The 12,652-nt window shown below is 30.9% G+C and carries 9 protein-coding genes; 8 read left to right on the top strand and 1 reads right to left on the bottom strand.

Features of this window, described 5'->3' with window-relative positions:
- Positions 1–53 precede the first annotated feature (53 nt).
- The 8 genes from ACESR5_RS01930 (at position 54) to ACESR5_RS01965 (ending at position 10,874) form a co-directional block, all read left to right on the top strand.
- Positions 54–1,382 carry a putative ABC transporter permease gene (locus ACESR5_RS01930; protein ID WP_373153953.1) on the top strand — a complete coding sequence of 443 codons (1,329 nt, stop codon included), beginning with the start codon at positions 54–56 and terminating at the stop codon, positions 1,380–1,382.
- Positions 1,383–2,036: 654 nt separating this feature from the next.
- Positions 2,037–2,264, top strand: coding sequence for a DNA-binding transcriptional regulator (locus tag ACESR5_RS01935; RefSeq protein ID WP_087936714.1), 228 nt, complete (start codon positions 2,037–2,039; stop codon positions 2,262–2,264).
- 3 nt (positions 2,265–2,267) lie between these two features.
- On the top strand, positions 2,268–3,833 hold the full coding sequence (locus ACESR5_RS01940; protein WP_373153954.1) for a type I restriction-modification system subunit M: 1,566 nt from the start codon (positions 2,268–2,270) through the stop codon (positions 3,831–3,833).
- Between the two features lie 2 nt (positions 3,834–3,835).
- Positions 3,836–4,462, top strand: a complete 627-nt coding sequence (locus ACESR5_RS01945) for a hypothetical protein (protein ID WP_373153955.1) — start codon at positions 3,836–3,838, stop codon at positions 4,460–4,462.
- Positions 4,463–4,476: 14 nt separating this feature from the next.
- The gene (locus ACESR5_RS01950) at positions 4,477–5,763 is read left to right on the top strand and encodes a restriction endonuclease subunit S (protein ID WP_373153957.1); all 1,287 of its coding nucleotides are present in this window, start codon (positions 4,477–4,479) and stop codon (positions 5,761–5,763) included.
- A 17-nt stretch (positions 5,764–5,780) separates the two neighbouring features.
- Positions 5,781–6,359, top strand: a complete 579-nt coding sequence (locus ACESR5_RS01955; protein ID WP_373153958.1) for a restriction endonuclease subunit S — start codon at positions 5,781–5,783, stop codon at positions 6,357–6,359.
- Positions 6,360–6,377: 18 nt separating this feature from the next.
- A complete protein-coding gene (locus tag ACESR5_RS01960; protein WP_373153959.1) occupies positions 6,378–9,533 on the top strand; it encodes a type I restriction endonuclease subunit R in 3,156 nt (1,051 codons plus the stop codon).
- 225 nt (positions 9,534–9,758) lie between these two features.
- The gene (locus ACESR5_RS01965; protein WP_087936720.1) at positions 9,759–10,874 is read left to right on the top strand and encodes a Fic family protein; all 1,116 of its coding nucleotides are present in this window, start codon (positions 9,759–9,761) and stop codon (positions 10,872–10,874) included.
- 313 nt (positions 10,875–11,187) lie between these two features.
- Here ACESR5_RS01965 and ACESR5_RS01970 read toward each other — a convergent pair whose 3' ends face one another.
- Complete coding sequence (locus ACESR5_RS01970; RefSeq protein WP_373153960.1) at positions 11,188–12,567, bottom strand: PLP-dependent aminotransferase family protein; 1,380 nt, start codon at positions 12,565–12,567, stop codon at positions 11,188–11,190.
- Between the last annotated feature and the right edge of the window lie 85 nt (positions 12,568–12,652).

The raw sequence follows: 12,652 nt of genomic DNA on the forward strand, positions 1-12,652 counted from the left end.
GTATTATTCATATATCTATGATAGTATCATATAGACTATGTTGGAGGGAAATGATGGAAAAGTTAATTTATGATCAATTATGGATATTTTTTGTTTATTCTTTTGTCGGTTGGGTCATAGGAACTATTCTTGCGGCATATCGTCGTAAGAAGTTTGTTGATGTTGGATTTTTATATGGACCATATTGCCCATCCTATGGTATTTGTGGGGTTTTGTTTTTTATTTTATTACATGAACTTCATGATCAATGGTTTTTTATGTTCTTAGGAGGGGCAATTATTTCTTCCTTTGTTGTATATATGACAGGTTTTTTCTTACAGAAAATTTTTCACCATAAATGGTGGGATTATTCAAGAAAGAGATTCCAATTCGGTAGTTATGTGCACATGCCTTATACAATTCTTTGGGGGTTGATGGCTATCATCTGTGTTGAATTTATTGAGCCAACACTTTTAAACGCTGTTCATTTGATTCCTTCATCCGTTGGAGAGATTCTCTTGATTATTATGGGTGTTGTTATGGCAGTAGATTTTGTTGGGACAATCACAGGTATTTTAAGTACACGTTCACGTGTGAAAAAAGGTGTCATTAAAGAGGTATCAGAAAACATGCAAAGAACGGCAGATCGTTTAGGCATGAGAATATCTGAATGGACACTTAAACATTTTGTGAATGCATTTCCAAATCTTGATAAAAAAGAAATTTTAAATGAGCCAAAAGTTGAAAAATCAACTGTATTTGCTGAAGGATGTTCTTTTTATAAATTATTATGGTTATTTCTTATTGGTGCATTTTTAGGAGATATTGTTGAAACATTATGGTGTCATTATACAACAGGAATATGGATGAGTCGTAGTAGTGTGATTTATGGTCCTTTTTCTATTGTTTGGGGAATTGGCTGTGCTTTATTAACTTTACTGTTATATCAGTATCGTTATAAGAGTGACCGTTTTATTTTCTTGTTTGGAACGGTTGTAGGTGGAGCTTATGAATATGCATGTAGTGTTTTTACAGAATTAGTTTTTGGAACAGTCTTTTGGGATTATAGTCATCTTCCTTTTAACTTAGGAGGACGTATTAATTTATTATTCTGTTTCTTCTGGGGAATTGTAGCTGTGATTTGGATTAAAATCATTTATCCAAAATTATCAGACTTCATTGAAAAAATCCCCAAAAAAACAGGAACAATTCTTTCATGGTGTTTTATTGTTTTTATGACAATCAATATTATCATATCAGGATTAGCTATTCAAAGATATTCAGAAAGACAAAATGGACAAATCAATGCTCAAAATCCTGTAGAAGAATTTCTAGATCAGCATTATCCAAATGAAAGAATGGAACGTATTTATCCTAATGCAAAGTTTCCACAGAAAAAATAAAAAGCCTTAAAAAAGTGAAGGCAACAGACCATAAATATCTTGACTTAACTTTTTTAAAGCATAAAAATCATTTATTTCATATATCTTGACTTTCCCTTCTATAAGACATGTATTTTGTGTATGAAAATAAATTTTTTATAATATATTGGGATGTTTTCTATGTAGTGTAGAAAACATCTTTTTTCATATTATAGAAATTTGGTTTTGTTTGGTTAATAAATGCTTAAAGTAAATATTTATAATAAGCAAATTAAAAAGTAACCAGATATATTATTTTTTGACCTAGTGCATTGTTCCTTTTCCACATTTTATGCAGATGCATGACAGTTCATCATCTCCATCGGCCTCCGCTATTTCACTTAATATGTATCCGTCCATTTCCATTTCACATCCGCATCTGTCACACTATAGTTTTATCAGGAAGATAATGCAACTGTAGGTTATAGGGTTGTTTTTAAATGATATTGACATTATTTTATTTAGAAATATAACCTACGTTTTTAATTATCTAAAGCAATTTAAAGATATATTTGATATTTTGCTTATGATATTTGATTATTAAGATGAAAAAATAATATTTTATTAGTTGTTAAGTAAATGCTATAATAATGCTATATCATTAAAAGATATGAAGTTACGAGGAGGAAGTATGAGATGACCTATTCAGATGAAATAAAGAAAATACGTCAAAAATGTTTTTTATCACAAGAGGCATTTGCAAGGGAATTGGCAGTTTCTTTTTCAACGATTAATAGATGGGAGAATGGTAAGGTTAGACCAAATCTATTAGCAATGAAAAAATTAAAGGAATTTTGTGAAGTGAATCATATTGATTTTAATGAATTGGAAAATGAATGGGTTCAGAAAGGAAAGGATGAATGATACATGGCTTTAGATAATAAAAAAGAACAGGAAAGAGATGAGTTGCATCGTGCCATATGGGCAATTGCAGATGAACTTCGTGGAGCAGTAGATGGATGGGATTTTAAAAATTATGTTTTAGGTACCATGTTTTATCGCTACATATCAGAAAATATTACAAATTATATCAATGAAGGAGAAATTGAAGCAGGTAATATAGAATTTGATTATGCAAATATGAGTGATGAGGAAGCTGAAGAAGCAAGAGAAGGACTTGTTGAGGAAAAAGGATTCTTTATATTACCTTCTGAACTTTTTTGTAATGTTAGAAAAAAAGCACAAAATGATGAAAATCTTAATGAAACACTAGAAAAAGTCTTTAGACATATTGAAGAATCAGCAAAAGGGAGTGAATCAGAATCAGATTTTGCAGGATTATTTGATGATTTTGATGTCAATAGTAATAAATTAGGGTCAACTGTAGCTAAAAGAAATGAAAAACTTTATAAACTGCTTGATGGTATTGCAGATATGAATCTTGGAAATGTTAAGAATCATGATATTGATGCATTTGGAGATGCTTATGAATATTTAATGATGATGTATGCATCAAATGCTGGTAAATCAGGAGGAGAATTCTTTACTCCTGCAGATGTATCAGAGCTTCTTACAAGATTAGGAACAGTGGATAAAACTGAAATAAATAAAGTTTATGATCCGGCTTGTGGATCTGGATCATTACTTTTGAAAGCAGAAAAAGTATTAGGCAGAGATAAGATTCGTAATGGTTTTTATGGACAGGAAATTAATATTACGACATACAATCTTTGTCGAATCAATATGTTTTTACATGATATTGAATTTGATAAGTTTAATATTGCCTGCGAAGATACGCTGATATCACCAGCACATTGGGATGATGAACCATTTGAATTGATTGTATCAAATCCACCATATTCCATTAAGTGGGCAGGTAGTGATAATCCGTTACTTATTAATGACCCACGTTTTGCGCCAGCAGGTGTATTAGCACCAAAAAGCAAGGCAGACCTTGCTTTTATCATGCATAGTCTTTCATGGCTTGCACCTAACGGAACAGCTGCAATCGTATGTTTCCCTGGTATTATGTATCGTGGTGGTGCAGAAAAGAAGATTCGTAAATATTTGATAGATAATAACTATATTGACTGTATTATTCAATTACCAAGTAATTTATTCTTTGGAACTTCTATTGCGACATGTATCATGGTCATGAAGAAGAATAAAAAAGATAACAAAACATTATTTATTGATGCAACGAAAGAATGTATTAAAGTCACAAACAATAATAAGTTAACACCAGAAAACATAGATCATATTGTTGATATGTTTACAAAACGAGAAGATATTAAACATGTAACACATTTAGCAAATTATGAAGAAATCACTAATAATGACTATAATCTTTCTGTTTCTACATATGTTGAAGCTGAGGATACAAGAGAAAAAATTGATATAGTTAAGCTTAATGAAGAAATAAAAAGGATTGTAGAACGTGAGCAAATACTTCGTGATGAGATAGATAAGATCATTGCAGAGATTGAGGACTAGTTATGTGGAATATTATTTTAAGCGTTACAACAATAATTTTGTCAATTGTAGCAATAGGAATAAATGTGTATCAAAATATAAAAACAAAGAAACAAAACTTATTTGACAGAAGATTAAGATTGTATCTTGAATTAATGGATATGTGGAATCTTTATAAAAGCAATATATTTTTCTTGGATAGATTAAATCCAATGTCTATAGATGTTGTATTCAGCTACATAACAAATTCATCTACTTTCTACATGTTAGCTGATATTATGAAAACACCTTTAGACCATTCAAAAAAGGTAATGTTTTTAACGGATTGTGAAAACTTAAAAAAGGATGCTCAGGAATTTAGATTTGTTTATAATAAGAAATACAATAAATGTGCTGATTTTATTGAGGCATATGTGAATATGATTCAACAATTTCATAGACAGCAAATATTAATTAAGTCATTTGATAAACAAAACAAAGATAATGTTGATAGAGGATTCAATGCTTTAGAATACGATTATGTAGAAAAAGAATGTAAAGAATTTGCAAATAGAGGTTTATTTCCCTCAATACAAAATATAAAACAACTGTATGAAGAAATAGAAAAAGAGAGACTCATAGAAAAACTTAAAAAAGTAATAAAATTTTAAAAAAAGAAAGGAGGTTGAAGATAATGAGCAAATTAGAAAGATTATTAGAGGAATTATCTCCTAATGGAGTAGAAATAAGGTGCCTTGACGATTGCTGTAATTTACTTGATAAAAAACGTAAACCAATAGCAAAATCAATGCGTGTGGTTGGAGAATATCCCTATTACGGTGCAAATGGGGTTCAGGATTATGTAGAAGATTATATTTTTGATGGTACTTTTGTTTTAGTTGGTGAGGACGGGAGTGTAATTACAAAATCAGGAACACCAGTTGTAACATGGGCAAAGGGTAAGATTTGGGTAAACAATCACGCTCATATCATTGAAGAAAAACAGGGAGTGATGTTGCGCTATTTATATCATTATCTTCAGACGATAGATGTAACATCTTTGGTACATGGAAATATACCTAAATTAACAGGTAAAGATTTTAAATCATTAAAAATAGCCGTTCCTCCTTTAGAGGTACAGCGTGAAATTGTACGTATATTGGACAATTTCACAGAACTTACAGCAGAACTTACAGCAGAACTTACAGCAGAGCTTACAGCTAGAAAGAAACAGTATGAATATTATAGAGATAGATTATTGTCTTTTGATGCTAAAATAGAGCGTAAGAAATTAAGTGATATTTTTGATTTTAGAAATGGATTGAGTAAGGGAAAAGATTTTTTTGGGCGAGGTGTACCGTTTATTACATATACTGATGTGTATAATCATAGGGCATTAAAAAAAGAAAATGTTACATCTTTTGTTGAGTGTACGCCCGATGAAATGAATAAGTTAAGAGTTAATAGAGGGGATGTGTTATTTACCAGAACTTCTGAAACAGCTGAAGATATTGGTTGGTCTTCAGTTATGTTATCAGACTTAGAAGAATGCGTATTTAACGGATTTACAGTTAAAGCAACCCCTAAAACAGATGATTTACTTCCAGAATATTGTGCATATTGCTTTTCAACATCTTCATTTAGAAATTATGTTACTAAAAAATGTTCGTTTGCAACTAGAGCGTCATTAACTGGAAGGATAATTGGAGAATATGAAATGGCTATTCCTAATCATGAATTGCAAAAGAGAATTGTAGAAGTTTTAGATAATTTTGAACAGATTTGTAATGACTTGAATATTGAGCTACCTGCTGAAATAGAAGCACGTAAAAAACAATATGAATATTATCGAGATATGTTGTTGACATTTGCTGAAACCGGCGACATAATCAGACAGACAGACAGACAGACAGACAGACAGACAGACAGACAGACAGACAGACAGACAGACAGACAGACAGACAAGCAATAATTAGGCTTATTCAGTATGTGTTTGGATATATAAATGTTAAATTATCTGATATTGCTGAGTATTCAAAAGATAGAATAGATGTTTCAGAGTTAAATGAAGAGAATTATATTAGTGTAGAAAATTTGTTACAAAATAAACGTGGAAAAACTAAAGCTAGTACATTACCTAGTATAGGCAAAGCAACAAAATATATGGAGAAAGATATTCTGATAGGAAATATAAGACCATATTTGAAAAAAATATGGTACGCAGATAATAACGGTGGAACAAATGGAGACGTATTAGATATAAGAGTAAGTGATGATTCAATAGTAAATTCCAAATTTTTATTTTATGTACTAAGTTCAGATGAATTTTTTGAATATAATATGCAAAATGCAAAAGGGGCAAAAATGCCTCGAGGAAATAAAGAGGCAATAATGCAATATACTTTTTGTCTTCCAATCATAGAAGAACAAGAAAGGATCGTTTCTATTCTTGATAGATTTGATACATTATGTAATGACATTGCTTCTAGTCTTCCTGCTGAAATTGAAGCAAGACAGAAACAACATGAATATTATAGAGATAAGCTATTAACATTTAAGGAAATATAAAAGTAAGGAGGCGAAGATATGCCATACTTTAATATTGTTGCTCAGACAACAGAAAATACTGTAGTTACAGAATATGAGCCTGTAAAAAAGCGCTCTGATTATTATCAGTCTGAAGCAAATTTAGAGAAAGAATTCATTCGTATGCTTATAGAACAGGGATATGAGTATTTAAATATTCATTCTGAAAAAGATTTAATTTTAAATCTACGTGAACAGTTAGAAAAACTTAATGATTATCATTTTTCAGATAATGAGTGGAATAGATTTTTTAAAAATTCTCTCGCTAATCAAAATGAAGGAATTGTTGAAAAAACACGTAAAATACAAGAAGATAATGTTCAAATATTAAAACGTGATGATGGAAGCACAAAAAATATTACTATTATTGATAAGAAGAACATTCATAATAACTTTTTACAAGTTATTAATCAATATGAAGTAGGAAGAGATGATGGCGCTAAATATAATAATAGATATGATGTAACAATATTAGTTAATGGATTACCTCTTGTTCATGTTGAATTAAAACGAAGAGGTGTTGCGATTAGAGAGGCATTTCATCAAATAGATAGATATAAAAGAGATTCGTTTTGGGCAGGATGTGGGTTGTTTGAATATATTCAGATATTTGTTATTTCTAATGGTACAAATACAAAATATTATTCTAACAGTACGAGATTTAATGCTATTAAAGACATTAAATCTCCTGCTACTGCAAGAAAAGGTAAAACGAGTAATAGCTTTGAATTTACAAGTTTTTGGGCTGATTCTAATAATCATGTGATTTCTGATTTGATTGATTTTACAAGAACGTTTTTTGCAAAACATACAATACTGAATATTTTAACAAAGTATTGTATATTTACATCAGAAAATATGCTGATGGTTATGCGTCCTTATCAGATAACAGCGACTGAGCGCATTTTAAATCGTATTGAAATTGCTAATAACTATAAAAAATATGGAGATGTTGCAGGCGGAGGATATATATGGCATACGACGGGATCAGGTAAGACTCTTACATCCTTTAAGACTGCAAGATTGGCATCCCAACTATCATATATTGATAAAGTGTTATTTGTTGTAGACCGTAAAGATCTAGATTATCAAACAATGAAAGAGTACGATCGTTTTGAAAAAGGTGCAGCGAATAGTAATACATCAACTGCAGTATTAAAAAGGCAGTTAGAAGACAAAAATGCGCATATTATTATTACAACCATTCAAAAATTGGCGACTTTTATTAAAAAGAATAAAGAACATAATGTTTATAATCAACATGTTGTGATTATTTTTGATGAATGTCATAGAAGTCAATTTGGCGATATGCATGCTGCTATTGTCAAAAGTTTTAAGAAATATCATTTGTTTGGATTTACAGGAACACCAATATTTCCTTTAAATACAGGAAGCATGAAAAAAGCACAGTTTTTTACAACAGAACAAACATTTGGTGATCAATTGCATGCATATACCATTGTTGATGCAATCAATGATAAGAATGTCCTTCCTTTTAGGGTTGATTATATAAAAACAATGGATATGAATGAAGATATTGATGATGAAAAAGTATGGGATATTGACCGTGAAAAAGCAATGATGGCCCCAGAAAGAATCAAACTTGTTACGAAGTATATTCTTGATAATTTTGATAGAAAGACATATCGAGGTGATAAAACATATATTTATAATTCACTTATGAATATTTCTGAAGTTGCATCTGGTAAAAATGGTGCAGTAGAAGAAATTAAACAGAAACAGCGTATTAATGGATTTAATTCTATTTTTGCAGTTGCTTCAGTACCTATGGCTAAATTATATTATCATGAATTTAAAAAACAGATGGAAGAAGATCCAACAAAGAAATTACGTATAGCAACTATCTTTAGTTATGGGGCAAATGAAGCTGAAGTTCAAGATGATACAAATGGTATTCTTGACGAAGAAAATTCAGAAGATACATCTTTACTTGATCAATCCTCAAGGGATTTTCTTGAAGATGCTATCAATGATTATAATGAAATGTTTCATACGAATTATTCTACCGATGGTGATAAATTCCAGAATTATTATAAAGATGTTTCACTTAGAATGAAGAATAAGGAACTTGATCTTTTGATTGTTGTTAATATGTTTCTTACTGGTTTTGATGCAACAACGCTTAATACTTTGTGGGTAGATAAGAACTTAAAAATGCATGGATTAATTCAGGCATTTTCTAGAACAAATCGTATTCTTAATTCCATTAAGACATTTGGAAATATTGTATGTTTTAGAAATCTTCAAAAACGTGTTGATACTGCTATATCACTATTTGGGGATAAGAATGCTGGTGGAATTGTTCTTCTTAAAGGATTTAATGACTATTATTATGGTTATGAGAGTGTCGAGGGAAAAGTATATCCTGGCTATGTGGATATGATGACTGAATTATTATCTGATTTTCCATTGACTGATTCACAAATTATAGGTGAACAAAAGCAAAAGGATTTTATTTCTCTTTTTGGAGCAATTCTACGTATGAGAAATCTTTTGTCAACATTTGATGAATTTGCTGGTAAAGAAATGATCAGTGAACGTGACTTACAGGATTATCTGGGTAGATATCAGGATTTGCGTGATGAGTGGTATGAAAAAAATAAAAAAGGTGAAAGTAAGAATATTATTGATGATATCGTATTTGAAGTTGAACTTATTAAACAAATAGAAATTAATATTGATTATATTTTGATGCTTGTTAAAAAGTATCATGATAGTCATGGTGAAGATAAAGAAGTTCTGATTACAATTACTAAGGCTATTGATGCGAGTCCTGAACTACGTAGTAAAAAAGCACTTATAGAAACTTTTATTGCTGGAATTAATGATGTTCAAGATGTGATGGCAGAATGGCATGATTATGTAGCTAAAATGCGTGAAGAGGAACTTTTAAAGATAATTGAGGAAGAAAAGCTTAAAGAAGTAGAAACAAGGAAATTTATTGAAAATGCATTTAGAGACGGCGAAATTAAGACGATTGGAACTGATATTGACAAGCTTATGCCACCAGTATCTCGTTTTGGTAATAGCAATAGATCTATTAAAAAGCAAAATGTTATTGATAAGCTAAAATTATTTTTTGAAAGATTTTTTGGTATTGGAGAATCGTTTGTTGAATCAGATAACAACTTATAAAGGGAAACAAGATTTTCCTAATCCAAATATCTATTTTTTGTAAACTTAAAATAGTATTGCTAAGTTCGAATAAAAGTGAAGCTTTTGGTGAAGTAGTTTGTGGTCTTGTTACAAGAAAACCATATGTTAGGTATACAGAAACTTTTTTGACTTTTGGTTATTTTAATACCTATGAATAAACAGATAATGATTTAAAATAAAAAAAGAAAATATGAGGTGGTAAACATGAAAAGAGATCCATTTAAAGAGTATTTGAAAGAATCAGAACCAGAAAAAGTTGATAAAAGTTATGCTTGGAGTACTGCCATCGGACTTCAGGCTGTGGATGGTTTGAAGCCTTCAAAGTATTTGATTGATACTGCTCTCCAAAACATCGAGGGTAAAATCACAATTAAGGAAGCACAAAATCTTATTGAAAGTTATTATAAGGAAAAACCTGTACATCTGTCAAATGAAGAACGCACAGAAGAAGCAGATAAGGTATCTTCTCGAATTGCCGAGATACTTTCTGAAACTGCGTTTTCATTTTCGCCTAATGAATATATTTCCATCCATCGCAAACTCTTTCAGGGAATATATAGTCATGCTGGGAAGATTAGAAATTACAATATAACTAAGAAAGAGTGGGTACTTGACGGTAAAACTGTGATATATGGTAGTGCTTCAGAGCTTAGGGCAACACTTGAATATGACTTTTCACAGGAAAAAAGCTTTAGTTATAGAGGTCTATCAATGGATGAAATCATCCATCATCTTGCAATATTTGTTTCAAGACTATGGCAGATTCATATTTTTGGTGAAGGTAACACAAGGACAACAGCGGTATTTTTTATTAAATATCTTAGAACACTTGGTTTTTCTGCAACTAATGATATCTTTGCCGAAAATGCCTGGTATTTTAGAAATGCACTAGTCCGTGCGAATTATACCAATTTGCAAAAAGGAATTCATGAAACAACGGAATACCTTGAAATTTTTCTCAGAAATCTGCTTTTAAATGAGAAAAATGAACTACATAACCGAGATATGCATATAAGTGGATTTTTAAATACTAAAAAAGTGGACATTGGAAGCACAGAAGTGGACATTCAAGATACAAAAGTGGATATTGAAAGTACACTTTTAGTAAAAGAAAAAGATTTATCCGTTAAAACAGCAAATCATGTTCGTAGATTATTTGAGAAATTCGGGTATGATGAAGTATTTGGTAGAAGTGCAGTCATGAAGGTCATTGATTTGAAGCAATCTGGTGCCTCTAAGCTTCTTTCCAATTTAGTACAGAAAGATATTATAGAGCCAGTATTTGGTCATGGAAAAGGTAAATATAAATTCAAAAAGTAAGCATCAAGATGGAGAAGATGCTAAACATCATGAACTGTATGAAAAACTTTTGAAATGAGGCTACCGCAATCCCACGGGTTTTAGACGGTTGGTTAAGGTAAAAAAAAGCGGAAGCTTATGTTATACTTCTGCTATGGGAATATGGAAATCAAAGAACAGGCACAAATATCTGTTGCAGTAGTATGCAAATATAGAAAGACGTTGCTGCCATCAAAGCAAATATCAGATGATATAAAGCAGTTTTCTTATTAAAAAAACGATAATCATCAAAGATGATTAATCGCCATGGACAAAATTTATTTTGTCCTTTTTTTTATTCCATTAATAATTGACACAGTAATTGAACGGCTAAAGGAATGTCTTCAATAGAAAGTCCAGAATAGTTAATCACGATTGTATGTGAATCAAATGGTTGGTCATAAAATTGGGAAAGCATGCTCATGTTGATTCCTAAATCTTGAGCACGTTTTAAAATAAATTCATCGCTATATGGCAAAGAGAAATGAAGTAGAAAATGTAAGCCTGAGTTTTCTTCAGTAATTGTAATTTGGGAAAAGAGAGGACTTTGTGAAAGTTGGAGAAGAAATTCATCACGGATGGATTTATAGTAGTTACGCATACGATTAATGTGTTTTTCAAAGTGATGGTTTTGGATAAACTCGGCAAGAATAATCTGTTCAAAGCTTGATACACTACATGTATAGAAACCTAATTTTTGTTGGAAAATTTGAACGAGATGAGGTGGTAAAATCATATAACTAATACGAAATGAAGGGGCTAGTGTTTTAGAGAATGTATTCATATAAATCACATGTTCATTTTGATCAATCTGAAAGAGTGGGGAGAGTGGTTTTCCTCGCATACGAAATTCACTATCATAATCATCTTCAATAATATAACGATGGGATTCTTCTGCCCATTGAAGTAATTCTAAACGTCTTTGTATGGGCATTGTGATACCTGTTGGGAAATGATGAGCAGGAGAGATATGCACGATTTGTGCCTGACTTTGTCTTAGTGCCTTTATATCAATGCCTTGTTGATCTAAGGTAATGTAATGATAATTGACATGATTGATGTGATAGACTTGGGAAATACTGTGATGACCTGGATTTTCTAAGGCATATATCTGATCTCTTCCTAATAATTGAATCACTAGATTATAAAGGTATTCACTTCCAGCTCCAATAATCACCTGATCAGGAGAAATATTCATTCCACAAAAGGCATAAAGATGTGAACAGATAGCACGCCTTAAAGATTCGCAACCTTGATGTGGAGAACGTGAAAGCAATTCTTGTGATTGAGATGAAAGGACTTGACGTGTCATTTTAGACCATGTAGAAAATGGAAAATGTAAAGAAGATACAGAATTTGATTTTAAGTCTATACGATACTGAGTTTGTTTTGGTTTTGTCATAACAGAAGAATGACTTTTTATATAATGGGGATAATGAAGTTCACTTACAAAATATCCTTTTCTTTCTTTAGAATAAATATATCCTTCAATAAGAAGCTGATGATAGGCATTCTCTACAGTAATAAGACTGACATTTTGATTTTTCGCAAAAGCACGTTTAGAAGGTAATTTTTCATGGGGTTTGAGTTTTTGATGGATAATATCATTTTTAATGCATTGATATAAATATTCATACATAGGTATATCCAATTCTTTAAATGAATAAGTTAACATATTTTTCACTGGTATATTATAATTGACTCATTTATCAGTCATTAAAATATACCTTCTCCTTTCTATCAACTTTATTAATACGTAG

This window comes from Clostridium sp. AUH-JLR23, from assembly GCF_964238065.1.
Classification (GTDB): domain Bacteria; phylum Bacillota_I; class Bacilli_A; order Erysipelotrichales; family Coprobacillaceae; genus Allocoprobacillus; species Allocoprobacillus merdigallinarum.